The following is a 26,422-nucleotide window of genomic DNA, read 5'->3' as shown; positions in this document are numbered from 1 at the left end:
GTGAAATTTAAGTCCGGCATGTATATAGGTATAAAAGAATAGAAGGGTTGAAAACGAACGTACTCTTTGCTCAAGTCCATCACCCCGTTTCTCTGAGATAAAACAGAAAGTCCTGTCGGGGAAACGGAATGATGGACATTCGTAGAATTTATCTTCCGAAAGAAATGACTTTAACAGGATCTGTATTGGCGGCAATTCGGGCGGGAAACCAGGATGCAATGGCGGAGAGAATAAATGTTATGGCAGTCACTAAAAAGAAATCGATGAGGTGAGGTTCTACCGGCGCATATTTCATGAAATAATTTTCCTGTGAAAGCGGTATGATCTGAAAGTTGACCTGCAGAACATAGAATAGCAGAGAAATAGCGATGCCGATGCTCAAGCCCACTCCTGCAACCAGAAGTCCTTCCATCATAAAAATACGCCGGATGATCCTGGATTTACTTCCAATCGTCTTCAGGATCCCAATATCGCGTGTGCGTTCAAGTACCATCATCAAAATAGCTCCGATGAGATTGAATGCAGCTACAATGATCATCCCGCTAATCACCAATGGGATCATATTTTCCTGAAGTTCTACCCAGGCAAAAATATTTCCAAAAACGGTATATATAGTTTCATTGTAATAGGGGAAGGTGAGCTTACGGCTGAGGTCTTCTTTGAAAGTAAAGATGTCAATGCCTTCCTGGAGCCTCAACTCAATGGCATCGGCTTGGTTTTGCCGATATCCGAAAAGCTCGCGGGCATGTTCGCGGCCAACCAGGGCGAATACATTATCAAACTGCTCGATCCCGGTCTCATAAATACCGGTGAGCCTGAATTGCTTGATCTCCGGAGAGTTGATGATCGATGGAATTCCCCCAATGGTGTATACGGTAATGACCGATCCTATTTCAGCAGAAATTTCCTGAGCCAGTTGAGCACCCAACACCACACCGGGCAGTCCCGTTGAATCTTCAGAAAGATCATAAGTGCCTTTAGAAAGATACCGGCTGATACCAAATCGGGGCTCTGCTAAATCAACCCCTTTAAGCCGTGTACCGGTCACCTGATCTTTGGTCTGTATCATCACTTCTCCCTGGATGATGACTTGCTTATTGGTGATCTCAGGATATTTGTCTAAATGAGATAAAACCGTATCCACACGTTGAATAGGCCGCTCTGAAAACGTAGTTACTGTGATGTGTGGGGCAAAATCCATGATCTTGCCGTTTATGGTAGATTTAAAGCCATGTACGATGGAGAGAGCGATCAGTAACCCGGCTGAACCCACCGCTATTCCGGCAATCGACATATATTTTATGAAGGAGAGAAAGCCCGAACTCTTACGAACTCCCTTGAAATACCGAAGCGCCAGATACCATTCAAATTTCATAGGATGAAACTCCAAATTGCAAACACCTAATTCCAGATTTAATCACCATCAGAAATCCCATTACCATGACAAATATATAATCTGTGTTAGATCGCATAATGGGTCATTGGAGTTTGGAATTGGGTGTTTAACATTATTCCGGCTTCATTTGTGGGAAGAACAGTACGTCACGAATGGATTCAGAGTTTGTCATGATCATCGCTAACCGGTCGATGCCAATTCCAATTCCTGCTGTAGGAGGCATTCCGTATTCCAGCGCCCGAATGAAATCTTCGTCGATAGTCATGGCTTCTTCATCGCCACCTGCCCTCAATTTGGCTTGCTCTTCCAGCCGCTCTCGCTGATCGATAGGATCATTGAGCTCTGTGTAGGCATTGGCGATTTCCTTACCGTTACAAATGGCTTCAAAACGTTCTACCAATCCTTCTTTAGAGCGATGCTTTTTGGTAAGCGGACTCATTTCGATAGGATAATCGGTGATAAAAGTAGGCTGAATGAGTTTTGGTTCTACATACTCACCAAAGATCTCATCAATGATCTTACCAGCGCCAAAAGACTCATCAATCTCTATATGTAATTCTTTTGCAGCTGCCTTCAGTTCATCCAGATCTTTTCCATATAAGTCATGCCCGGTTTCTTTTTCAATCGCCTCAAACAAAGGAATTCGTTTCCATGGAGCTTTAAAATCGATCTCATGTTCTCCTACCTTCACTTTGGTTGAACCGTGGAGTTCCAATGCTACTTTCTCCAGCATGTTTTCGGTGAATGCCATCATCCAGTCGTAATCTTTGTATGCTACATACAACTCAACCTGGGTAAACTCAGGATTGTGAAAGCGGGAGAGGCCTTCATTCCGAAAATCTTTGGAAAACTCATATACGCCTTCATATCCACCTACAATGAGACGCTTTAAATACAACTCGTTGGCGATCCGAAGATACAGGTCCATATCCAGCGCATTGTGATGCGTAACGAAAGGCTTGGCTGCGGCTCCACCGTAAACGGGTTGCAGGATCGGAGTTTCTACTTCGAGGTAGCCTTTCTCATTCATGACGTTGCGCATCACCTGCACCATGTGCGTACGCCGGCGGAAGGTTTCCCGCACTTCCGGGTTTACGATCAGATCCACATAGCGCATACGATAGCGCTGTTCCTTATCGGTGAAGGCATCGTGGACGATGGTTTCGCCATCTTCGGTTTTTTCTTCTTTGGGGGTAGGAATAGGCCGGATGGTTTTGGAAAGCAGTTCAAATTCCTGGGCGTGAACCGTAGTTTCTCCCGTCCGGGTTTTAAATACAAATCCTTTGATACCTACAAAATCACCGATATCGGTGAGTTTCTTGAACACCTTATTATAATTGTCTGTCCCAAGTTCATCCGTTTTTACATCGTCCCGGCTGATGTACACCTGGATGGTTCCTTCGGCATCCTGCAGGTTAAAAAACGAAGCTTTCCCCATGATACGCCGGGCCATCACTCGTCCGGCAATGCTAACGACTTCCGATTCAGGGTTTGTCTCTTCGTCTCTCAGAAGTTTTTCTTCATTATTAAGAATATCTTTGGACGTGTGAGTGACTTCGTACGAGTAAGGGTAAGGGTTGACTCCTAATTCCTGTAGTTGCTCAAGCTTTTCTCTACGGATGGCTTCCTGTTCCGAAAGAGATAATTCCTGGTCAGACATGTATGGTTATAAATATTAAGTTCAAAATTCTGATAAGCCCTAAAAATACCGAATTACCCCGAGAATTGTGAGTGAATGCGAAAAAAAGTGAGGCGGACTCTTATCAGATCATTCACTAAAAGAAACCCGAAAATAGAAAGAAGACAATTTACCTTATCCATAGGTACAAGTACCCATGGGAAGTGAGAATAGTTTCTCACGAATGTCTTCGCGCAATTCATTACCATTCGCCACCAAAATACAACGTTGCAAAGTGCTCCCTGAAAGTTAGGGTGATTCGAAACTCTGTTTTAAAAAACACTGCATAATCAGGCGTTTTTAAAGTGTAAATCATTTTTAATTTAATTTCGTTAAGAATCCTTCATAATTTGAGCGACTTCCTCAATTGACTTTAGGTTTTAATTCGGGAGCAAATTCAACAATAAAATTTAACTACTCGGCAATGCAAATACAGAAACCCTTTCTATATCTGATAGTACTAACTATGGTTTTTGTGGGATGTGAAATTCCCAAACAGCCCGATTTCAAGACCTCCCATAAAGTTGAAGCACCACTTATGTACAATAAGAGCTTTCAGTTTATGGGAGATTCAACAGCTTTGATCGATACGACCAGCTCTGACTTGGACTCCCTGTTTACCATAGAAAGTGATAATTCTATCATTATTTCTAAAGAAGAAGATTTCGACTTTGGAGACTTAAATGATGCTATACCAACCATTAATGTAGATCCAACCTCTTTTGAGTCGCAAGTTGGTGAAATTGAAATCACCGACTTTTCCTCTTCTGATGGAGCTTTGGGTGAAGCGAACATTCAGGAAGTAACCGGACAGGATCCAAACCTCGTGCCTGCAGGAACACCTATCCCGGCCGGTAATAACAACGCAAATCCGGTAAGACTTTCGATCGGTGCCAATACGGATTTCTTCCGAAGTGCCACCATCAAAGACGGGGTGCTGGAAATTGAAGTTCAAAACTCCTTAGGATTTGATTTCCAAACAGCTGAAATACAAGTGATCGACACCGTTACAAACAGTGCGATCGGGGCATCTGCAACCTTCAGCGCTGCGAACGGCAATCAGTTGGTGGATGGTGCAACTCAAACGGCCTCCATCGCTTTTACAGAAGGTGACCGGTTAGTTAATTTAGGAGTTGAGATCGTGATTTCCTGGGATGCATTTAATTTCCCAAGCAATCCGGGCGCTCTTACCGTTAACTCAGTGGTAGGAAATGGATTGGTAGCCTCTCAGGTACAGGCCGCTCTGGATGAGCAAGATTTCTCTACCACCAGTACGGCAACATTCAGCGATGAAGAATTCGTGTTTAATGATCCAAACCATTTTGTACGGTTAAAATCGGGTGAGGTCATCATCGCGCCCATCGAAAATCAGCTGGAATTTGATATCGATCTCGTGATCACCTTTACAGATATTCAGTCTTGTCCGGCAAGTGCAGCCTCAAGCAATCCTTTTGTAAGCAGTGCCGATCCGTTGGTCATCAGCTACACCGGCAACAATCGAATTGAAAGGGCAAGTTCAACCGACGAAGCAATCATTGACCTTTCCGGTTGTGAGATTCGTGCCAATGGTAATGAGGTATCTTATGAGATCAATTCATCGACTGAGAATACCAAGAATGCACCCGCAGGTGAAAGAATTCGTGTGATCAATGAAAACCAGTCCATTACTTCTTCTGTGGAAATCTCTAACCTGACGATCGATCGCGCAACAGGTATTGTGAAGCAGCAAGTTGTACTGTTGAATGATGACGAAGGTAGCGATGAAGTTCTATCTCTTTTCAATGATAATGAAGCAGAGATCACAGAGATCGACGGATTGGATGAGCTCTCCCGTCAACTTGAGAATCTGAACTTTACCAACCCAACCCTTTCCATTAACTACACAACGAATGTAAGTGTTCCTACTACTATATATGGAGCTTTTGTCGGAACCAATGGCAATGGTGAGCAGGTATTCTTAAGAGGAACAGCCGGTGATTTTACGGTCAGCAGCACCGATCCAATTAATGGGTTGAATATCAGGCCCGGAGAGCCGCTGAATCCTGAACAAATGATCAAGTTTTCACTGGCTGAGAATCCGAATGGAGATAACATCACAAGTTCCATTTTATTCGACAAGGACGGCACCAACATCGATGATTTCCTGAATAACCTGCCATCCGATATTCGTTTTATCGGGAAAGCAGTGATCAACGAAGATGAGCAAGAAGCAACGATCATCGATCCGCTTAATTTTGATCCTAAGATCAGTATCGATATTCCTCTGGCTTTCTCTACTCCTGAAGCTGCAACCTACACCGACACGGTTGCACAAGACCTGGCCGATCTGCCGTCTACCCAGGAAGGTACTTCCGGCATTTCTGAAGGGCGAATCGTAATTGAATATGAAAACGGTTTACCACTTGGTTTTAACCTGGATATCATGTTTTTGGATGAAAACTATAATCCGCTTTCGCCAACACCGGTCAGCATTGAAGATGTTGGCTTGATGGCTGCAGAAGTTGACGGATCAGGTTTTTCATCTGCTGCCACCTCTGGTTCAACCGTGATCGCTTTGGAAGCTTCTCAATTGGATCAGCTTTACAAAACAAGATATATGAAAATATCAGCAGCCCTGAACACCAAAGATGGTGAAGAAGTGAGGTTGCGTACCACCGACTCAATCCAACTGTCGGTTCGAGCAGAATTAACCATTGAATCGGAGGTAAACTAAAATGAATTACTCGGCTTTAAAACAAATGAAAAAGAATCTTTTACTTCTGTTACTCATATTTGGAGTGACATCAGTAACGGCCTATTCGCAGTCACGTCATTATACCTCGCAATCCATTGCTATGGGGAGTGGGGGAACTGCCTATATGAGTGGTTTCAATGCCAATTTCGTAAACCCTGCAAACCTGATGCTGGAAATGCATCGTGCCAATGTAGAAGTTGGACTGCTCAATTTTGGGCTCAAGACAGGTGGCGACTTAGCCAATGTTGCAGTGTACAATAAGTACCTGACAACCGGGCAATTGATAGCTGGTGATACCCGTACCAACATGCTCGCTGAGTGGTTTGGGGATAATCCGGAGAATACCCGAAATCTTTCCACAACTTTTAGCATGTCTCCGGTCGGAGTTTCATACCGCGGAACCAAACAGGCATTCAGTGTGGCTTCTCGTATGAGAATTACGGAAGACTTCACGATCAACAAAGGGATGGCAGAATTGCTGACCTATGGTTTGGATTCGGACAAGTTCTCAACACGCACACCCATCAACTTCGGCTCAAATACCATTGCTTTTGCCGAAGTTTCTTTTGGCTATGCACGGGAACTTGATTTCATTCCTATTCCAAAACTGCCGTTTGTTGACGATGTCAAGATCTTTGCCGGTGTTGCGCCAAAGTATTTGCATGGTATTTATACTGCCAATCTTCAGTTCAATTCATTTTTGACGATGAACGACCCTCAGTATGGCAGTCAGTATAACATCACGCATGAGTTTAACTACAACCTGCAAACCATTGGTGTACTGTCTCGTCAGCTTCAGGAATTCGAAGCGGCTTACAATCAGAACAGTGATGCCGAGTTAGGCGACTATGTGGATGCGGGCGACCTTGGTGATGATCTGGCCGGTGCTCAAGCTACGGGCTTTGGACTTGATTTCGGCCTGACCGCAGAACTGGATATTTCTTCACTGCCTGTTCCGTTGTTCATGAAAAAAGACAAGAAGCTGCGGGTTTCCATGTCATTTACTGATCTTGGTAGCTTGAATTTCAACAAAGATGCATCTGACGTGTATGCTGACGGAACCTTCACTTATGAAGGAATAGGTGAGGATGAAACCGTTGATTCATACTTCGATAATCTGTCGGATAGCCTTCAGAATGATGTATATGGACAATTCAATTCTCAGGGCATTAGCGGAATCGAATACAGCCTGCCATCCATGTTCAACTTTGGGACTTCTCTTGAAATTGGGAATTTATTGGTTGCCATTGATTATGGTGTTGGATTCAATACCAACGGTCTCAATTCAGACCGAAGTACGCTTAGCTTAGGTGCTCAATATAAAGTTCTTGGTTTCATTCCTCTTCGGGTTGGAACAAGAGTTGGAGGATATTCTTCCACTACATATTCAGCCGGTATTGGGCTCGATTTCAATAACTTTGAGCTCACTGTGGGAGCTTCATCGGTGTCTAATTCAGAGAAAAGAGGTGCCTCGATCGGAGCTGCCTGGAGTGGATTGGTCATTCGGTTCTGATAAAATAATTCAGGTATACTGAATTTTTGAACTTAAAAGCTCGTTATGGCATTTGAAAGATCAGATGCTATGACGAGCTTTGCTATTTATGAGATATTCGCTTTCATCTTTGCTATTCCCTTAAGCTATGGGATGGCTTATCTGGTGAAAAGATTCTCTTCAAATAATTATAAAACAGAAGTGGATCGTTTGGTTTCAGCCGTTTGGAATGGGGAAGAGGAAGATGAACTGAATGCCTGGCTCAAAATAAACTTACTTTTTAGGGATAAAAAAGCACCTCAGAAAAAGAAATACATTCGCTATCGCATCAAACAGCTTGAAAAGCATAAAATAAAGAGTAATGCTTTTGTGAATGAACAAGGGGAATACCGGGCCAGCGATGAATTATATACGACCGACTGATATTTCTTTGGGCAATGCAGACGCATTCAAAATATGGTCAGACAGGATCTCCGCCATATAAACACTGTACATCAGCCCTTTTGATCCCAAACCCGTGAAAACGTAAAAATTATCGATTTCAGGATGTCTCCCAACAAAAGGTTTACGGTTGGGAGTGGACGCCCTGACACCTGCCCATTGGGCGACTGTGGCTGCATTCTTGAACAGAGCAGGGTAGACTCCTCCCAGTCTTTCTTTGAGGTAATTCAATCCATCTTCGTCAGGTTCAATATCCTCAAAATGATGTTCATACGTACTGCCGGCCACAAATCTGGAGTTCGAGATGGAAGCTATATACCCAAGGGCTGAGAGTGAATAATCAAAACGGTCGGCTTCGGGAGATTCAAAGGTTGCCACTTGTCCTTTTATGGGGTGAAGAGGTAAAAAATCCCAAAATTTCGAATCTGATGTTTCATGGCCGGATGTAAAGATCAGGGAAAGCGCCTCAATCTCTGTTCCATCTTCAAACTTCAATACTGTCGTTTTTTGTCCGGTCTCGATATGATAGGATTTTCCGGTTTTGACCTTTAATCCTCTTGATTCCAAAACCCTGGTCTTTGCTTTCAGGTATGCTTCTACGTTAACTGTAAGTCCTTTTGGAAGCCACATGGCTCCATCAACACAATGGATGTTGGGATTGATCTCCTGAACTTTTTCAAGGTCAAGCCATTCGCACCAGCCTTCAGGCCAATTGTATTTATGCACGTTTTCATGCATACGTTCCGCCATTTCCTTGTCCTGAGCCGGACGCAGGATCCCGGTATTTTTGAAAAACGGAGTGGGGGATTTCTCCTGTATTTCTTCCAGATCTTTGGTTACGGCATTCAGGCACTCTTTGGCTCCCCAAACCTTAGTTCCATAACGTCCGGTTGCGGGATTGATCAATCCAAGAGGAGTTCCGGAAGCTCCGGCGGCAATATCCCGTGTGTCAATAAGGCAAACAGATCGGCCTTTTTCCTGCAAAGCTTTGGCGATTGCAAGCCCCGCAACACCGGCGCCAAGTACGACATGATCAAAAATGTGGTTAAAACTCAAATTATCCTCTCAACTGTTTTGACTGAACGATATTTACACCGGAGGTTTTCATTTCATCGAAAGCCGCATCAACAGACCCATTCATATTAATTCCTCTGACAGCATCTTCTACAACATGAACGGCGTAACCTAGTTTTCGGGCATCAAGCGCAGTCCATTTCACGCAAAAATCGGTCGCTAATCCGGTGATGTAGATCTCATTAACATTCCTTGCTTGCAGGTAACCATGCAGTCCTGTAACAGTTTTATGATCATTCTCAAAGAAGGCAGAATAAGAATCGATATGCTTTCTAAATCCTTTTCTAATAATAAGCTGGGAGGGAATCGTCTTCAGATCTGGATGAAAGTCAGCACCGGTTGTGCCTTGAACACAATGATCGGGCCAAAGTACCTGTTCTCCGTACTCCATTTCTATGGTCTCATAAGGTTCCTTTTCTGTATGATTTGAAGCAAAGGAAAGGTGATCGGAGGGATGCCAGTCCTGCGTTTGTACCACACAGTCAAATTCTGACAGAAGTGCATTGGTTGGCTCAATGACTTCATCTCCATGGGGAACGGCAAGTGCTCCGCCCGGACAGAAATCATTTTGAATATCAACGATTAATAAAGCTTTCATTGGATCGGTGATTTTCGATGAGTTGTTCTTTCAGTTTCAGTAATTGCTTGCTTAGGCCCACTTTATAAATATGTGGATTATCAAAGCGTTTATGTTCCTGATTTAGTTCAGAAAGACGTTTTTGAGCATATTCCGCACTTTCTTCAGCAGCGGGTATGTTGGCAGATATTTTTCCTCCATCAACTACTTTGTGAAGAAGTTCCCGGGCTTCAAACTCTTTGACTTTTCGGGATTGGTGAGAGATATAGGGGTGGAAGATCTCGTCTACATTTGATTCATCATCCAACAAAATACCGTCGCTGTTAAATGATCCGTCTTCATTATGAAAACGAATGATCTTCTTTGAGCCGGGAAGTGTGATCTTTTCTTCATTGTCTGAGATCTTTATTGAAGGTTTTTCATTGACGGAACTGAGTTTATATACCCCATCAAGGGCAGGATCATCATAAGCAGTAACCAGTTTCGTTCCAACGCCAAATAGATCTATGGGAGCATTTTGATCCATAAGACTCTTGATCACATGTTCATCCAGCTGGTTGGATGCGGCGATCTGCACATAATCGAGTCCGGCCTGGTCTAACATATTTCTGCTTTTACGTGCAAGGTAGGCGAGGTCGCCGCTATCAAGGCGTATAGCTTTCAATTTATGTCCCTCGGATTCCAATTCTTTAGCCACTTTTATAGCATTGGGAAGTCCGCTGTTCAGGGTATCGTAAGTATCAACCAGTAAAATGGAGTTATCCGGATAAAAACGGGCGTATGTACGGAACGCAGTAAGTTCGTCCTCAAAAGACTGTATCCAGGAGTGAGCCATCGTCCCGCTGACGGGAGTTCCATAAAGATGGCCTGCCATCACATTCGAGGTTCCTTTAGCTCCTCCTATAACAGCAGCTTTGGAAGCCTGAAGACCGCCAAGGCCTTGTGCCCTGCGCAAGCCAAAATCAAGTACCGGCCGGCCATTGCAGGCCTGAACAATTCTGGAGGCTTTTGTGGCTATCAGCGACTCAAAATTCAGCGTGTTTAGTAAAATAGTTTCAAGAAGCTGAGTTTCCAGGATATTGCCTTCTACCCGTACGATCGGCTCGTTGGCAAACACCACTTCGCCTTCTTTAACGGAATAAATAGATCCCTGAAATTTGAAGGTTTTGAGATATTCCAGAAAATCTTCTCTGAAACCTTGTTCCCGCAGATAATGCAGTTCATCGTCCGTGAATGAATAGCTCTCGATCAACTCAAGCAGATCCGACAGGCCTGCAAAGATCACATAACCACCCGAAAAGGGCAGCTTTCGAAAGAAATAATCAAAATTGGCTTGTTGTTCGTGTTTTCCGGACAGAAAATAGCCCTGAGCCATGGTTAACTCATAAAGATCGGTATAAAGTGCAGGATGTTGTAAAATCATATCGGGAAAATAAAAAAGGCTTCCTTAAAGTGAGAAAGCCTTTTGGTGAAAATTCAAAGATCGGATCAGGTACACAAATTATCCGCGAAGTCGACGACGTTCGATCAGTTTCTTGATCTCTTTATTATCGATCCAAACCTTCCGGTTTGTTTCTACATCTATCAGCTCCAGGTTTACATCGTAAAAGATGGCGGCTTCCTTGCCGTCGATGGATTCATCCATAATGGAAGAAATATTTCCGATCAACATGAAATCAGCCCCGAGTTCCTGGGCAAGGGCCTTGGCGGACTCATAGGAAGAAAAACTTTGCTGGTCTTGTCGTTCCTCACGCAGTTGTTCCCGTTCACTTTGGCTGGCAACAACCTGTACTTTTCCACTGTTGATGAAGGCCCGCTCCATCTCCTTGGTGATCACATCCGTATCGATGTGTTCCATGGTTTCGTTCCGAACCCTGCCTACGATCACCACAGGAGGTTCATCATTTTGCTGATTATAATTATCAAGCCAGGCACTGGATACGGCTCCACTGATCATATCTTCGGCCACTAATCGTGCATCCGTATCATTCCAGCGGCCGGAAAGGTCGGTTTGGGTGTCGGATGAAACACGGCTTACCTGTTGAGAGGGGCCACATCCGGTTAGGAGGAATACAACAATAAGGAAACTGGATATAGAGTATTTCATGAGTCTGGGTTTATTCATTTTTCATTAATTCATTGTTTAAGAAAGTATAAAAATCCTTTTCGATTTTGTTCCTTGCCGAAAAATCAGCCCTTTTCAATGCATCGGAATAAGAGGGGGCACCATCGCGTCCTTCGGCCATAAAAGTTTGAAAGGAACGGTCGCTTTCGAGATCCTGCAGGGTTATGACCAGTTCCCATTTCACAAATTCAGCATCATCGCGGTTTAGTTCTGCCCGTTGCCTCTGAAAGTTTACTGCTGCCGATAAGATCGCATCACCGTTGCTGCCGGTGATGTTGAAGCCTGCATCCTGTAACACCGAAGCTACCGCCGATCGAACCGTTTCTGTAGCATTTCGGGAATTTATTGTGACCCCGGCTGATTGCTGAACCGTTCTGACTTTTTCCTGGAGACGGGCATGAGTCCGTGTGGCAAAATCTCCGGTTCCTGCACCACCACGGATAATATTGAGCTGTTTTGTCAACACCACATTGGCTGCTGCCAGCGAGCGTGCCTGGGTCAGTAGCATTAGTTTTTGCAGGATGTTGGTTTCCTCCCCTGCATTTGTTTCGATGCGGTTGATGCGCATCTCATTATTGGATATTTCCTGGCTGTAGATTCGGGAAGTTTCGGAACGGTCCATGGCTGCCAGGGCATAATAGGTTCCATTGGCATCGATCTCGGAGTCAAGGATCGTGGTGTTCATCAATTCCTGGTTTGTCCCCAGCCGGACGTTATTCAATAATTCCGATGTGCTTTCAGAGTAAATGCGGTTATTGATATCCTGATCAATGACTTCCGTGTATAGATTTTGTTCCGCATCCACTTCAACCTGAAAGATCTGGGATAGGTTGGCAAAAGCATCAGAACGGGCATCATTTAAGGTGTTGCCTGATCCTACGGCCATCAGGTACTGTTGTTCGTTGTATTCACGGGAGGGATTCAGAACCCAATCCGGTAAACGGTTCCCGGATGCATTTTTAGAAGATGAACATCCTCCAAATAAAAAAGAGAGGCTCACCGCAAATAAGGGTATGAATGATTTAATTGCTTTCATAGGTCGTATTCTTAATTCCAAAAAATTGATTCCACAAGTTCCAGTTTCGTGTTTTCATCGATATGCACCTCCTCAGCACTTCGGTTGATGATCCGTCCGGATGCATCCAGATATTGTACTTCTACCTGATGCGTTCCAGGGGGGAGGTTAAGTACTGTTGAGTAGGCTTTCCCGGGCATAGTCTGCCAGCTTCGCAGATCCGCTTTTTCGGTAGTCTCCTGAGCGATCTTGCCAAGAATATTTGCAGCGATGCCAAGTGCATCACTTTCTTTTGCTGCTCTATTTTTGAGGCCTTCGGCGGCTCCTGCTTTTAGGACTGCACGGACCAGCGATCTAGCATAAATAATGGGTTCTTTAACTTTATATACCTCTTTGGCAACCTGATCCATCTCCTCCACCAAATACAGTTCTTTTGGAGGATTATTATTTACTTTCACCCGAATGTTACGAACTCTTGAATGATAAGTGTGCAGCGTTGGAAGGGAAAATTTCAGGTAGGTATCGGTTTCATCAAAATAAAAGCGGATATCGTTTTGCTTTTTGATGGGGGCACGTCCGGCAAAAGCCTGGATAAGAATATTGTATGAATCGGGCTCGGTGAGTGTTCTTAATTCTCCATCGCCGGGCATTTTGAATGAATATACGGATGGCTGCTCCCGATAGGCTTTATAAAGGTTTTCAAGCTCAATGCGGGCATCATCGGGTTTGCCGGTTTTGGCATACAAGATGGTGGAAAGATACCTGCCCATGGCACTGTTCTGCACGTTAGTCTGACCCGTTTTCCATTTATCTTTGTCGGTGGAGGTGGTATCCGCTTTAGATAAGGCTTCTATCAATCCATTGTATTTTTGGTCAAGCTGTCCGAGTTTATAGGATACCCTCCGAATTTCGACCAGGGCGCTTTCCAGTTCGTCCCTATGGATGTAGTTCAATCCCTTAAATACGTTCAGGTAAATATCCTCGTAATCTTCTCCGTCGTAGGCAAGGGCATTATCGTTTACGGCAAATGATTGAATGGCACGGGTTACACTTTTGGTAAAAAGATCATCGATCTCGTTTTCGGCTTCCGTGAAGTATTGACTGCTGCTCTCATAATTACCGGCAAAATGATTGACAAGCCCATGTTCGAGATTTACTAATACCTGATCTTTACTTTTGTAGATCTCATTTTGGTCGAGCGTCTCGATCAGCTCTGCCGTAGACTCATAGTCTCCCGAAGCAAAGGAATTGCGCAATTGTGTTTGTGCACTGTCAAGTTTGTAGGCTGCACATCCTGATAAAAGAAAGAGGAAAACGATGGCCCCCGTCAGTTGCTTCATGCTGAAAAATGGTTCAAAAGTTAGACTCTTTTTGAAAAATAGCTGTACCGCGAATCAATAAAGTATAAATAGGAATTTTTTTATCTCTTTACAATTCGTTGGAGCCTAAACTTTACATCATACTAAAGTTGAAAATGTGCTAAGCAGTCAGATTTTCTATATTTTCGATAAAAATTAATTACAGCGGATTGAACATCAGAAACTTCGTTCTATTCTTAAGCATTTTGGCAGCTATCTTAACTTCGTGTGCTACTCCCAAACCACCCACCGGGGGCCCCGGCGACACGACCGGCCCGCGTGTGCTGAGTACGGAACCTGAAACCGGAACTATAAACTTTGATAGAAGAACGTTTCGCTTTCATTTCGATGAATTTATAGACAGGGCCGGAGTTCGAAACGCTCTTACCGTAGAACCTGATTTTGGAATTGAATACTCCATTTCGTGGGATCGCAAAACAATGAATATTAATTTTGAAGAAGAGCTTCCCGATTCCACTACGATCCTTATCAAATTGGGAACCGAAATTTCTGATACACATGGTAACAATTTAGGCCGTCCGGTCACTTTAGCCGTTTCTACCGGTAGTGAGATCGACAGCGGGACTCTACAAGGAAAGATTCGTAATGCAAATGACGGACGTTCTGCCGAAGGGCAGTCGGTACTGCTCTATCGCTCCCCGGCTGATTTCTCCAAACGTGCCAATTACTATGCCCAAACAGATACGGCAGGTGAATTTGAATTCTCTTACCTGGCAGAAGGACGATATAAAGTTATTGCAGCAGATGACCGAAACCGGAATAAACAATGGGAGCGGGAAATAGAAGCGGCTTTTCCTTTCAATCGTGAGTTTGTGGAACTGGAGAAAGCAGGCAAAGATACAATGGATGTACTGTATATCTCCCGAACAGATTCCATTGCTCCGAATTTGCAGGGAGTTGGATTGTTTTCACAGAACAGGATGCGCCTACGATATAGTGAGGATATGAAGACCGGAATGGATGCGGAAGTCATTATTACTGATTCTTTAGGCAATCGTTATACGACAGCCTATCCGCTATATGTATCACCTAAAGAGCCATTTGTTATTTTTGCCCAAACGGAAGAGCCATTGCAAGAAAATACGGACTACCGGCTTAATACCGCCGGATTTACGGATCTTGCAGGAAATTCGGTATCAACCCGGGATTTTGCTTTCACAGGTACGGCTCAGGAAGACACGACTCAACAACGTATCATAAGGACGAATGGGGAACAGGGGCTTTTGCAAAAGGATGATTTCAGGGTCACCTTTGCTGAACCGATCGAACAACCGGAGATCCTTGATTCAACGGTGGTCATAGAAGGAGATGTGGATTTTGAAGACTGGCCGGCTATGGAAGTAGAACAAAATACGCTCCTCATTAAACCGCAGGGAGAATGGATCGAAGGGGTGGAGTATCAGTTTTTGGTGTGGAATCCCCAATCACAGCGAAGAACATTATTTGAACCCCAGGTCTGGGACAGCACGGAATATGGTGAGATCGAACTTACCCTTGAAAATACAGATACTACGGCTACACATATCGTTCATCTTTATGATGAAGATCAAAACCTAATGGCATCCCGGGAGATGAGAAACTCCGGAATCATTGAAAATTTACCACCCTTCACGTACACACTCGTTATCTTCAGGGATGAAAATGATAACCGCCAATGGGACAAAGGAACCGTTGTTCCATATAAAGCCCCAGAACCTTATTACGTACAAAGAAGTTTGAAAGTAAGCGAAGGATTTACCTCAGGCGTACGGATTTCTTTTGAATGAAAATCTGTTTTGTTAATGATGGACTGAATAATACCATCGAAAATCCTTATTCAAATTTGTATCTTGTGGAACCGCTTCCAAACATCAAGAAATTAAACTATGTCGGTAGAAACACCATCAACATCTCCAACTAAAAAAGCTGCAGCGCAATCAGATAAAAAGAATGCCGTGCAGGAACCCTATCAAGCAGAGCATAAGATTCGCTTTGTGACAGCTGCCAGCCTGTTTGATGGCCATGATGCCAGTATCAATATCATGCGTCGGATCCTGCAGAGCAGTGGGGCTGAAGTTATTCACCTTGGGCATAATCGCTCCGTACACGAAATTGTGAACTGTGCCATTCAGGAAGATGCACAGGGCATTGCGATCAGTTCGTATCAAGGCGGACACGTAGAATATTTCAAATATATGATCGAGCTGCTGGAAGAAAATGGAGCCGGACACATCAAAGTATTTGGCGGCGGTGGCGGCGTGATCGTGGACGATGAGATCAAAGAACTCCACAAAGCGGGCGTAACCCGCATTTTTTCCGTAGAAGATGGAAGTAAAATGGGTCTTCAGGGCATGATCAACTTCATGCTTGAAGAATGTGATTTTGACCCGATCTCCGTTTCAAAACCGGATTTAAAGAAATTAGCCAAACGGGAAAATGGTCAGCTGGCCCGGGCACTCACGGCCATCGAGAATGAACAAAGTGAGGTGCTTTCTTACAAAGATGGTAAACTGCTGGATGGGGATCAGAAAGAGATCGAGATCAGTGATAAGACCATTCCACTGATTGGAATTACAGGAACCGGTGGAGCCGGAAAGAGCTCGCTGACTGACGAATTAGTACGACGATTTCTGACTGAATTTGAAGATCTGACCATCGGTATCATCTCCGTAGATCCTTCCAAAATAAAAACCGGTGGAGCGTTGTTGGGCGACCGAATTCGCATGAACAGCATCGATACCGAGCGCGTTTTTATGCGCAGTATGGCCACCCGCGCCTCCAATCGTGCTACGAGTAAAGGATTATTGGGAGCGATTGAGTTATACAAAGCCGCCGGATTTGATCTGATCATCGTGGAAACTTCCGGTATCGGTCAGAGCGGAACCGAGATCGTGGAATACACCGACATTCCAATCTACGTCATGACCAGTGAATACGGAGCCGCCACCCAACTGGAAAAGATCAACATGCTGGATCTTGCCGAATTAGTGGTGCTGAACAAATTTGAGAAAAAAGGTTCGCTGGATGCGCTGCGAGATATCCGAAAGCAGATGATCCGAAATACCGGACAGTGGCACGCCAAGCAGGAAGACATGCCCGTCTTTCCAACCATCGCCGCGCAGTTCAATGATGAAGGTGTGAACCGGTTATTCAAAGCGATGGTAGATCGCATTAATGCTCGTTATGAAATTGGGTGGGAAACCAAGATCTACACCAATTCAAAGCCGGCGGAAGACATTCAGGCGCAAGCGATCATTCCTGGAAAACGCGTTCGGTATCTATCTGAGATATCTGACACCGTTCGGGATTATCACGAGTGGGTAGAAGAACAAACCGAAGTGGCTTCTAAGCTCGATCAGGTCTCCGGAACTATTGAACAGCTTGAGAATTGGAATCCCGACGAGAAAGCCGTGATGCAGGATAATCTCTCCAAAATGAGAGAGCACTGGCTATCGAAACTCGATTCACTTCCAAAGAAAATTTTAGAAGGGTGGAATGAGCTTTTCGAAAAATATCAGCAGGAATTTTTTGAAGTACAGATCCGCGATAAGACCTTCAAAAATAAGTTATATCGCGAATCTTTAAGTGGATTGCAGATCCCGCGCGTTTCACTTCCAAAAACCAAGAACAAAGGGGATCAGCTCAAGTTTGCCCTGAAGGAAAATCTGCCCGGATATTTCCCATACACGGCCGGCGTGTTTCCATTCAAGCGGGAGGGAGAAGACCCAACCCGAATGTTTGCCGGTGAAGGAACGCCCGAGCGGACCAATAAACGATTTCACTACGTGAGTGAAGGGATGCCAGCAGCTCGACTTTCTACCGCTTTTGACTCCGTGACCCTTTACGGCGAAGATCCCGGTTACCGACCTGATATTTATGGCAAGATCGGGAACTCCGGAGTGAGCATTTGTACGCTGGATGACATGAAGAAATTGTATTCCGGTTTTGAACTCACGTCTCCAAAAACTTCGGTTTCGATGACCATCAACGGTCCGGCGCCGATGATCCTGGCGATGTTTATGAATACAGCCATAGATCAGGAAGTAGAGCGTTATCTAAAAGAAAACGGCAAGTGGGAAGCGGCTCAGAAAAAGATCAAAGCCTATTTCAAAGAACGCGGTGTTTCTCAACCTGAATACAGCAATGAGATTCCTGAAGGAAATGATGAATTTGGATTGGGACTGCTGGGCATCACCGGAGATAATTTGGTGGATCGGGAAACCTACGAGGAGATCAAATCAGACACGCTGAAAGTAGTTCGTGGAACCGTTCAGGCCGATATTTTGAAAGAAGATCAGGCTCAGAATACCTGTATTTTCTCTACCGAATTTGCCCTGAAGATGATGGGTGACATTCAAACTTATTTCACTGAAAACAAGGTTCGAAACTATTATTCGGTTTCTATTTCCGGATATCATATTGCGGAAGCCGGAGCCAATCCAATAACCCAGGCGGCTTTCACGCTGGCCAACGGATTTACTTTTGTGGAATATTACCTCGCCCGCGGACTGGATGTGGATGACTTTGCCCATAACCTGTCTTTCTTCTTCAGTAATGGATTGGATCCCGAATATGCGGTGATCGGTCGGGTAGCACGACGAATCTGGGCGGTGGCTATGAAGAACAAATACGAAGCCAATTCCCGATCTCAGAAGCTGAAATACCATATTCAAACCAGTGGTCGGTCGCTGCACGCGCAGGAAATCCAGTTCAATGATATCCGCACCACTTTACAGGCGTTATTGGCGATCTATGATAACTGTAACTCGCTGCACACCAATGCTTATGATGAAGCAATCACAACGCCAACGGAGGAATCAGTTCGACGTGCACTGGCCATTCAGATGATCATCAATAAAGAGCTGGGAACGGCCAAGAATGAGAACATCAATCAGGGTTCCTATTTCATCGAAGAGCTAACGGATCTGGTGGAAGAAGCGATCCTCACCGAGTTCGATCGCATCACCGAGCGTGGCGGCGTGTTGGGTGCGATGGAGAATATGTATCAGCGCGGGAAGATTCAGGATGAATCGTTGTACTACGAATCCAAAAAGCATTCCGGCGAACTGCCCATTATTGGTGTGAATACCTTCCAGAAAGAAAATGGAGGAGAGGAAGAAGAGAAAGAGATCGACCTCATCCGTTCAACGGAAGAAGAAAAACGACAGCAGATCGAGAATTTGGAGTCTTTTTGGAAACGCAATGAGAAAGATGCAGATAAAGCCATTCAGCGACTCAAAGAAGTAGCCCGCAACAACGGCAATTTATTTGAGGAGCTCATGGAAACGGTGAAAGTGGCTTCGCTTGGGCAAATTTCACATGCGCTATATGAGGTAGGTGGGCAATACCGCCGCAGTATGTGATCGCGGATTAAGCAGATTTTTGGATTTTTGATAGATCGATGGATGAAATTTCGAGTAACCAATTCATTTCTTTAACGAAGCTTCTCGTGAATCCCGAAGGGATGGAAGAATGTAACCGCGGATTTCAATCCGTGGTGGAAATCGCCCCCAAGGATGTGAATCCCGCAGGGATGATCCAATGGATTTAAGGTCGGGCCATCCCTGCGGGATTATTGATCTTCAATTTTTTACCCCTGAATAAATTCAGGAGCTACCTTCGGTCGTCCTTCCAGGACTTTTATTCCTCCTAACGTCCGGCTTCGTAATACGATTTGGATACTACAACTTCCAATGATCGATTTAAAAACTGTCCTAATTTGACTTGCTGTATGACTTAAAAGATCCTTGGGAATTGGCTATATTCTCCGCATGAAACTATCAGCCTTAACCACTCCATTTTTTTGGATCTTATTCACAGCTACGCTTATGGCGCAAAATGAATCATCACTTCGGCATAAATTTGAATATCACACCTTTCAGCAAGGCGGCGATACATTGAATTACCGGCTCTTTTCACCGGATTTGAAAGAAGGGGAAAAGTATCCATTAATTCTGTTCCTGCACGGAGCCGGGGAGCGTGGTGATGACAACGAGCGACAGTTGACGAATGGAATATGGAATTTTGTGCGGGATGATATCCTGGAAAAATATCCGGCCTTTATTGTGGCTCCGCAAGCAGGAGCCGAAGAACGCTGGTCAGTGATTCGGTGGGATGGAAGCTTAGATCAAACATGGAGTGATTCCATGACCTCTGTACTTAATCAAACAGACCTTCTGGTGAATTCGCTGATGCAAGAGCTCCCTGTCGATACCTCAAGGTTTTATGTGACGGGATTATCGATGGGTGGTTTTGGCACGTGGGAATATATTCAGCGTTTCCCGGAAAAAGTGGCAGCGGCAGTTCCGGTTTGTGGCGGGGGAGATCTCAGCAAAGCAAATCGCATATCAGAAATTCCAATTTGGGCTTTTCACGGGGCTTTGGATGATGTGGTAGAGCCTGAATTTTCAAGGGAAATGATAGATGCACTGCGTGCTGAAGGAGGTAAACCCGGCTACACAGAATATCCGGATGTCACACATGGTTCCTGGGTGAGAGCTTATGCAGACCAACACATGATCTCCTGGCTGTTCGATCAAAAAAGAGAAAAAGAGCCGGTGACTTCAGATTAAATATCGGCCGTGCATTTTATTCGTTAAAAAAGTGATCAGAAGGTTGCCGTTTTTAATACCTTTAACTTATGTCATCATCAAAAGATAAATACCGAAAGGGGATAAAAAATCATCTCCATAACAATGATCCGGAACAGGAACCTGATCTTGAGGTCAAAGGTGCTGACACCGGTACATATGATATCAGGTCAGGACAGTTTGAACCGAAACAGCATTCTACCAGAAAAAGAGATGCTATAGTGATCGCTGTGTTTATGGTGATCGCCTTTTTTTGGTATTTCAACTGGCAGCCCTTCCAAAACATCGGTTTTGTGGGAGATAGCACACAGGCGGAAGAGGTCATACAACAAGAGGGAGCCAGCTTCGCATTTTTGGATTTTATGGAAGGCGTGGAACAGCTTGATCTTAACGGATCACCCAATGCTGATGAGATCAATGCAATGTACCAAAATGGCGTTTCGCTTGACTACCTGCAAAGCCTGAGTAGGTTAGGATACCTTGATGAGCTGGATTACACGGCAGTGATTGGCCTGAAAGCGAATGGTGTACCTGTTGAATACATAGAAACTTTGAGTCGTATCGATTTTTTGGATGACCTCTCTTATTCCGCTGTTATTGCTTTGAGTGCAAACGGTGTAGATGCTGATTATCTGGTTGGCTTGAACCGATTGGATTACCTGGATGAAATCGACTATACCGGAGCTATCGCTCTTTACTCCAACGGGGTTCCACTTGAATATATCCAAACGCTGAACCGCATCGACTACCTCGATGAAATCTCATATTCCGGGATCATAGCACTGTACAGTAATGGAGTAACCGAGGAATTTCTTCAAGAATTATACCGCAGAGATATGCTGGACGGGCTTAGTTATCCCGGGATCATTGCATTGTATCAGAATAACTGATTTATGAAATCCGGCATTTTTTTATGCCTTAAGATCAACTTGAGAGCCTGCCTTTCCGTACCAAAGAATGTATAAATAGCACATCACTGGCACCATTAAAGCCAACTGAAGCCCAAATTGATCGGCCATAGCTCCATAGAGTGGAGGTATAATGGCACCGCCAACTATGGCGGTACATAAAATTCCCGAACCTTGGGCCGTATTCTCCTTAATGCCTTTGATGGCGAGTGTAAAAATGGTGGGAAACATAATAGAATTAAAAAGGCCGACACTCAAGATTGCCCAGAAAGCAATAAGTCCCCCGGTATTCATGCTAATGAAAAGTAAGAAGATGTTACATCCGGAATAGATGGCCAGCATACTGCCGGCTTTAAACCGTTGCAAAAGTCCTGACCCGATAAAACGGCCAACCATTGCTCCTCCCCAATAAAAGAACACATAAGTCCCGGCCAGTTGAGAAGCATTCATATCATTGAGATTCGTATCCGAAAAAATGGTGGAAAGGCCGGAAGCAATAGCAGCCATTGCCGGGCTTCCTTCAACCAAAGATTCTATATCCAGGTGCAGGAAGTAGTTGACCAAGTAGCTGCCAATTGAAACTTCAGCTCCCACATAAACAAAAATACCGACTGCCCCAAACATTAGGTGTTTGATCTGGAGAGCCGCCGCATAGCTTCCACTTTTATTCTCCCGGCTCTCCAGAATTTTGGGAAGATTAAATAACCCGAAGGCAATGGCTAAAACAATTAGAACCATTGCCAAAACCAAAAAGGGGCCCTGTACGGCTGCTGCTTCCGCCTGATAATAAGCCATTTGTTGGGCATCGGGGAGTGTGGCTACGTCGGCTGAACTCATTACGGTAGAACTCAGGATAAAAGCGGCACTTACCAGGGGCGCTATGGTAGTTCCAAGAGAGTTGAAAGCTTGCGATAAATTAAGGCGGCTCGAAGAGGTTTCTTCCGGCCCGAGTGCAGCTACATAAGGATTGGCAGCCACTTGTAAGATGGTGATTCCTCCCGCCAGCACAAACATTGCCAGTAAAAATATCGGGAATATTCGGAAGGATGCTGCGGGATAAAAAAGTAAACAGCCAATTCCCATTGTGATTAATCCCACAACCACTCCTTTTTTATAGCCGATCTTAGAGATCAAACCACCACCGGGGATAGAAAACACGAAATAAGCAGTAAAAAAGGAAAATTGCACCAAACCGGCCTCAAAATAAGAAAGCTCAAAAACATCACGAAGGCGGGGAATGAGCGCATCTACTAATACGGTGATAAATCCCCACATAAAAAATAAAACAGTTACGACGATGAAAGCAGAGCGGTACGTTTTGTTTTGATCAGCCATTGTATAAAGTAAAGTTGGTACTTATTAACTTATTTCATGATCTCAACTTGAGATGCTATCGGGGAAAATATTGGGATCTAATGTAATACAAGCTCAGATGAGTTAACAATATCAATATTGAAAGATAGTTGAGTTGCTAACATCTCAACCCAAAAATGCTTGTATAGATGAGGCTTTTCTTAAGCAGAACTAAATACTCTTGGCAGTAAAGGTGTCTATAATAAATCCTGTTCATTTCAGCTCGAATTAAGTCCTCTGGATTACCATTGAATTAAGAAAATGTTACTAATTGCCTTTATAAAGTATATACAACAGAATTTTTTTGGATTCTGTTGTGGAAAGTGTGAAGCCATGAAAAGGCTTTCTTTAAATGCATAAACAGCATTTATGATCTAAAAAAGCGCTTTCTTATTGAATTGTATATACGTTGTAAATATTGCCATTTCGCTTCTCCGGAATTATTGTCGGACAGTTCACGATTGGAAAAGTGAATATTTCGGCAGCGTCCAAAATTTCATTACAGGAATAAAAAACGGAATACATATGAAAAGAATCGCCATACTCATCATCACAATTTTCAGCTTTTCAATGACTGGTATGGGGCAGTCGGAACAGGTTAAAGTTGAACAAACTCAGGAAGGATGGAAGCTGCTGGTTGACGGTGAGCCTCTCATCGTTAACGGGATGAACTGGGATTACTTCCCAAGAGGAACCAACTACTCGTACAGCTTGTGGAACCAATCTCCCGAATTCATTCAACAAGCCCTCGACTATGAAATGTCGTTGCTGAAAAATATGGGTGTGAATGCCATTCGAGTTTATACCGGAATTCCCAAACGATGGATCACCTATATATATGAGAATCACGGCATCTACACGATGTTGAATCATTCATTTGGTCGTTACGGTCTTACCATCGATGGTGCGTGGATGGCCAACACAGAATACTCCGATCCAAGAGTTCGTGAATTATTGCTGAGTGAAGTCACCCAGCTGGTTGAAGAATACAAGGGTACTCCGGGTTTGCTACTCTATTTATTAGGAAATGAAAATAACTATGGCCTTTTCTGGGGTGGAGCCGAGACGGAAGACATTCCCATCGAAGACCGAAAATCCACGATCCGCGCACGTGCCATGTATGAGCTTTTTAACGATGCAGCGGTTGCAATGAAAGAGATTTCCACAGACCGACCAATCGCTATCGCCAACGGTGACCTGCTGTTCATGGAACTGATCACGGAGCTGGCTCCCGATATCGATATTTTTGGAACCAACACCTATCGCGGAATGACCTTCACCGATCTTTACGATCGCGTGAAAGATGAATATGGAAAACCGGTTTTACTAACTGAATTTGGCTCAGATGCTTTTAACGCAAGAACGCTTCAGGAAGCACAGGGAGCACAAGCTCAATATCTCTTCAGCAACTGGAAGGAGATCTACAAAAATGCAGCCGGTTTAGGAGGAAATGATAACTCCATCGGTGGATTTACTTTTCAGTTTAGTGATGGCTGGTGGAAATTCGGCCAAACTGAGGGACTAAACACGCACGATACCCATGCATCCTGGTCCAACGGCGGCTATCAGTTTGATTTTGTTGAAGGCGAGAACAACATGAACGAGGAATGGTTTGGAATTATGGCTAAAGGCCCAACCGACCTCAAAGGATTTTACGAGCTTTACCCAAGGGCGGCTTATTATGTGTTGAAGGAAATACACCAATTCGATCCTTATGCACCTAATGCGAATAATTCTACACTGGAATCGTACTTTGCGAACATTTCTGTGGTAGATGCTGAACTGAGATCAAGAGCAGGAGGCGGTCAGGTTGAAAGTGGTGCTCAGAAAATTTCACTAAGCCGTTTTTCAGCCACATTTGAGACATTTAACACCGGTGGCGATCTTATCACCACTCCACAAGATGCAGATCCCACCGAAAACACCTATCCCGATGAGCAGGGTTTTGACCACATGCAATCCTATTTTATTGGGGTAGAGGCAAATCCTTCTCCCAACATGCGGGCAGAAGTGGTTACCAACATTTTGGGCAATGTAGCCGAAAATCCGATTGACGAGATCTTTTATGAAAACCGTGGCCGCACCCGAGACCTGGTAAACCAAAACGGAGAAGTGGTTACTACAGCTCTTAATACCGTTGATATTTACAGCGCCAGCTATTCCTGGAACCAGGAATATTTCAACCTGGATGGATTTTACCGAACCGGACACTATCACTGGGGCTATGAAGGCGATTTCTTCGGATTGTACCCGGAAGCTAACTATGGTGAGCAGATCGATATCTATAATGGCGATGCCCCTTTTGGATTTGAAGCCGAAGGAAAGAAAATGTTTGACGGCTTTAAGCTGGCTTTTGGCCCACAGTTGTGGTGGGGAGCCAACCCGGCTGTACTGCTGAAATATTCAACCAATGTAGCTCAAACCGATCTAACGGCCATATACCATGAAGATATTGAGCGACAAGGACTGACCGGAAGTTCCTTCGCTATTCCTGAGCCCAAAACCAGAAGACTTGCCGTTCATGTCGCACGTGATTTTGGAAACTTTGGCGTTGAAATTGGCGGAATCTGGGCCGGTCAGCCTCTAAATGGGCGTGAATTTCAGTTGGTGCGAGAGCAGCCCGATGGCAGTTACAATGTGTATGTAGATGAGATCAAACCCGAAGATAACTGGGGTGGAAAAATCAAATTTACGTACACGAAAGGACTTTTCAACTGGTATGCGCAATCGGCAGTAATGGGATTGGTTGCCAATGGCGGAGCCGATCAAACCATGACCTTCACCGGCTGGAGATTGAAAGGCAGCGGAAGTGGAAACCAATACAATGCTTTAACCGGTTTTACCTACAATATTGGAAATCTGCAGATTGCCCCGAATTTCTTATGGCAAAAACCTATTGAAGGCCCCATTTCTACCGATGTACAGGCACCAGGCCGACCCCGAAATATTCTGGATGATCCATTCACCGTTCATGATGGAAACCGTGAACAAATTGCTGGTGAGTTATTACTGACCTACGATCCCACGCCCGGAACTTACATGTACGAATGGAATAATGACATGGCTGAGGATGCTCCTTTAGCCATGAGCCTGGGCTTTGTATTCCGCCATTTGCCAACCACACGGGATGCCGCCATAGGTATTTTGCCTGATGGACGAACCTTTTTCCCATTCCCCGGAGCACCGCCGGCCGAAGACCTTTGGGAGATTAATGCTCGCGTGGTTTCTAAAGTGAATCGTGATCTTGGAATTATAGCAAATCTCTATGGTGGAGATGCTCAAGCCCGAGGAAGTGATCCACGGCTAATTACCCACTTTGGCGGAGATGTGCGAGCCATTTACAAAAAAGCAAAAATCAGCGCATTTGCAAAAGTGAACGACTGGGGCCCATACGATTATCACCGCGATTTCAACCTAACGTTCCCGCTTCAGTTGATGGCTGACTTTTCTACTAATCTGGGCAGCCCAACCTGGTTCGATTTGCCATCCACCCGAATTGGTGTGAGAGGAACCTATCGAACACTGGATCAATATTCTCCGCGCTATGCTCCGGCGTACACCACAGACCCAAGCGGTCAAATTGTTCCAGATCCAACGGCTCCCGGTTTCGGAAATGGAAGCGAGTGGGAGTTCCGAACATACATTCAAATTGATATTACGAATTAATAAGAGGCAAGAAAC

17 protein-coding genes are annotated in these 26,422 nt (G+C 44.5%); 8 read left to right on the top strand and 9 right to left on the bottom strand.

Features of this window, described 5'->3' with window-relative positions:
- Positions 1 to 148: 148 nt before the first annotated feature.
- A complete protein-coding gene (locus tag B151_RS0108340) occupies positions 149 to 1,375 on the bottom strand; it encodes an ABC transporter permease (RefSeq protein WP_020403166.1) in 1,227 nt (408 codons plus the stop codon).
- A gap of 133 nt (positions 1,376 to 1,508) precedes the next feature.
- Positions 1,509 to 3,056 (bottom strand): lysine--tRNA ligase, encoded by a 1,548-nt coding sequence (gene lysS / locus B151_RS0108335; RefSeq protein ID WP_020403165.1) that lies wholly within the window; start codon positions 3,054 to 3,056, stop codon positions 1,509 to 1,511.
- 442 nt (positions 3,057 to 3,498) lie between these two features.
- Between lysS and B151_RS0108330 the strand changes: the two genes are divergently transcribed.
- Genes B151_RS0108330 through B151_RS0108320 form a run of 3 tightly spaced genes read left to right on the top strand, consistent with a single transcriptional unit; the run spans position 3,499 to position 7,723 of the window.
- Positions 3,499 to 5,787: a hypothetical protein gene (locus B151_RS0108330; protein ID WP_157470791.1), complete on the top strand. Its 2,289-nt coding sequence runs from the start codon at positions 3,499 to 3,501 to the stop codon at positions 5,785 to 5,787.
- Positions 5,788 to 5,812: 25 nt separating this feature from the next.
- On the top strand, positions 5,813 to 7,321 hold the full coding sequence (locus tag B151_RS0108325; protein ID WP_245550379.1) for a DUF5723 family protein: 1,509 nt from the start codon (positions 5,813 to 5,815) through the stop codon (positions 7,319 to 7,321).
- Between the two features lie 45 nt (positions 7,322 to 7,366).
- Positions 7,367 to 7,723, top strand: a complete 357-nt coding sequence (locus B151_RS0108320; protein WP_020403162.1) for a hypothetical protein — start codon at positions 7,367 to 7,369, stop codon at positions 7,721 to 7,723.
- On the opposite strand, the gene B151_RS0108315 is transcribed toward B151_RS0108320, so the two are convergent.
- The 6 genes from B151_RS0108315 to B151_RS0108290 form a co-directional block, all read right to left on the bottom strand.
- The gene (locus B151_RS0108315) at positions 7,706 to 8,797 is read right to left on the bottom strand and encodes an NAD(P)/FAD-dependent oxidoreductase (RefSeq protein ID WP_020403161.1); all 1,092 of its coding nucleotides are present in this window, start codon (positions 8,795 to 8,797) and stop codon (positions 7,706 to 7,708) included. The genes B151_RS0108320 and B151_RS0108315 overlap by 18 nt on opposite strands.
- Before the next feature lies 1 nt (position 8,798).
- Positions 8,799 to 9,413 carry a bifunctional nicotinamidase/pyrazinamidase gene (gene pncA / locus B151_RS0108310; RefSeq protein ID WP_020403160.1) on the bottom strand — a complete coding sequence of 205 codons (615 nt, stop codon included), beginning with the start codon at positions 9,411 to 9,413 and terminating at the stop codon, positions 8,799 to 8,801.
- Entirely contained in the window at positions 9,391 to 10,815 is a 1,425-nt protein-coding gene (locus B151_RS0108305; protein ID WP_020403159.1) for a nicotinate phosphoribosyltransferase, read from the bottom strand. Before B151_RS0108305 ends, pncA begins: the two co-directional genes overlap by 23 nt.
- A 78-nt stretch (positions 10,816 to 10,893) precedes the next feature.
- A complete protein-coding gene (gene lpoB, locus B151_RS0108300; RefSeq protein WP_040516773.1) occupies positions 10,894 to 11,499 on the bottom strand; it encodes a penicillin-binding protein activator LpoB in 606 nt (201 codons plus the stop codon).
- Between the two features lie 10 nt (positions 11,500 to 11,509).
- Positions 11,510 to 12,553, bottom strand: coding sequence for an LPP20 family lipoprotein (locus tag B151_RS0108295; protein ID WP_020403157.1), 1,044 nt, complete (start codon positions 12,551 to 12,553; stop codon positions 11,510 to 11,512).
- 11 nt (positions 12,554 to 12,564) lie between these two features.
- Positions 12,565 to 13,872, bottom strand: coding sequence for a COG3014 family protein (locus tag B151_RS0108290; RefSeq protein WP_020403156.1), 1,308 nt, complete (start codon positions 13,870 to 13,872; stop codon positions 12,565 to 12,567).
- A gap of 224 nt (positions 13,873 to 14,096) precedes the next feature.
- Between B151_RS0108290 and B151_RS0108285 the strand changes: the two genes are divergently transcribed.
- The 4 genes from B151_RS0108285 to B151_RS0108265 all read left to right on the top strand — a co-directional run bounded on the left by B151_RS0108285 (position 14,097) and on the right by B151_RS0108265 (position 21,370).
- Complete coding sequence (locus B151_RS0108285) at positions 14,097 to 15,677, top strand: Ig-like domain-containing protein (protein ID WP_026166573.1); 1,581 nt, start codon at positions 14,097 to 14,099, stop codon at positions 15,675 to 15,677.
- 99 nt (positions 15,678 to 15,776) lie between these two features.
- Positions 15,777 to 19,253 carry a methylmalonyl-CoA mutase family protein gene (locus tag B151_RS0108280; RefSeq protein ID WP_020403154.1) on the top strand — a complete coding sequence of 1,159 codons (3,477 nt, stop codon included), beginning with the start codon at positions 15,777 to 15,779 and terminating at the stop codon, positions 19,251 to 19,253.
- Positions 19,254 to 19,661: 408 nt separating this feature from the next.
- The gene (locus tag B151_RS0108270; RefSeq protein ID WP_020403152.1) at positions 19,662 to 20,462 is read left to right on the top strand and encodes a carboxylesterase family protein; all 801 of its coding nucleotides are present in this window, start codon (positions 19,662 to 19,664) and stop codon (positions 20,460 to 20,462) included.
- A 68-nt stretch (positions 20,463 to 20,530) separates the two neighbouring features.
- Positions 20,531 to 21,370: a hypothetical protein gene (locus B151_RS0108265; RefSeq protein ID WP_020403151.1), complete on the top strand. Its 840-nt coding sequence runs from the start codon at positions 20,531 to 20,533 to the stop codon at positions 21,368 to 21,370.
- A gap of 21 nt (positions 21,371 to 21,391) precedes the next feature.
- Here B151_RS0108265 and B151_RS0108260 read toward each other — a convergent pair whose 3' ends face one another.
- Positions 21,392 to 22,723 (bottom strand): sugar MFS transporter, encoded by a 1,332-nt coding sequence (locus B151_RS0108260; RefSeq protein WP_020403150.1) that lies wholly within the window; start codon positions 22,721 to 22,723, stop codon positions 21,392 to 21,394.
- A gap of 543 nt (positions 22,724 to 23,266) precedes the next feature.
- On the opposite strand from B151_RS0108260, the gene B151_RS0108255 reads away from it, so the two are divergent.
- Positions 23,267 to 26,407, top strand: coding sequence for a glycoside hydrolase 5 family protein (locus B151_RS0108255; protein WP_020403149.1), 3,141 nt, complete (start codon positions 23,267 to 23,269; stop codon positions 26,405 to 26,407).
- Positions 26,408 to 26,422: the final 15 nt, after the last annotated feature.

This window comes from Gracilimonas tropica DSM 19535, from assembly GCF_000375425.1.
Lineage (GTDB): Bacteria > Bacteroidota > Rhodothermia > Balneolales > Balneolaceae > Gracilimonas > Gracilimonas tropica.
Note: the sequence above shows the minus strand (reverse complement) of the source record. Positions and strands in the feature narration are given on the sequence as shown.

Bases quoted from the DNA above. Each gene is read 5' to 3' on its own strand.
- lysS (WP_020403165.1), bottom strand. From the start codon at position 3,056: ATGTCTGACCAGGAATTATCTCTTTCGGAACAGGAAGCCATCCGTAGA.
- B151_RS0108305 (WP_020403159.1), bottom strand. From the start codon at position 10,815: ATGATTTTACAACATCCTGCACTTTATACCGATCTTTATGAGTTAACC.
- B151_RS0108340 (WP_020403166.1), bottom strand. From the start codon at position 1,375: ATGAAATTTGAATGGTATCTGGCGCTTCGGTATTTCAAGGGAGTTCGT.
- B151_RS0108320 (WP_020403162.1), top strand. From the start codon at position 7,367: ATGGCATTTGAAAGATCAGATGCTATGACGAGCTTTGCTATTTATGAG.
- B151_RS0108290 (WP_020403156.1), bottom strand. From the start codon at position 13,872: ATGAAGCAACTGACGGGGGCCATCGTTTTCCTCTTTCTTTTATCAGGA.
- B151_RS0108325 (WP_245550379.1), top strand. From the start codon at position 5,813: ATGAAAAAGAATCTTTTACTTCTGTTACTCATATTTGGAGTGACATCA.
- B151_RS0108280 (WP_020403154.1), top strand. From the start codon at position 15,777: ATGTCGGTAGAAACACCATCAACATCTCCAACTAAAAAAGCTGCAGCG.
- B151_RS0108295 (WP_020403157.1), bottom strand. From the start codon at position 12,553: ATGAAAGCAATTAAATCATTCATACCCTTATTTGCGGTGAGCCTCTCT.
- B151_RS0108260 (WP_020403150.1), bottom strand. From the start codon at position 22,723: ATGGCTGATCAAAACAAAACGTACCGCTCTGCTTTCATCGTCGTAACT.
- B151_RS0108270 (WP_020403152.1), top strand. From the start codon at position 19,662: ATGAAACTATCAGCCTTAACCACTCCATTTTTTTGGATCTTATTCACA.
- lpoB (WP_040516773.1), bottom strand. From the start codon at position 11,499: ATGAAATACTCTATATCCAGTTTCCTTATTGTTGTATTCCTCCTAACC.
- B151_RS0108255 (WP_020403149.1), top strand. From the start codon at position 23,267: ATGAAAAGAATCGCCATACTCATCATCACAATTTTCAGCTTTTCAATG.
- pncA (WP_020403160.1), bottom strand. From the start codon at position 9,413: ATGAAAGCTTTATTAATCGTTGATATTCAAAATGATTTCTGTCCGGGC.
- B151_RS0108265 (WP_020403151.1), top strand. From the start codon at position 20,531: ATGTCATCATCAAAAGATAAATACCGAAAGGGGATAAAAAATCATCTC.
- B151_RS0108330 (WP_157470791.1), top strand. From the start codon at position 3,499: ATGCAAATACAGAAACCCTTTCTATATCTGATAGTACTAACTATGGTT.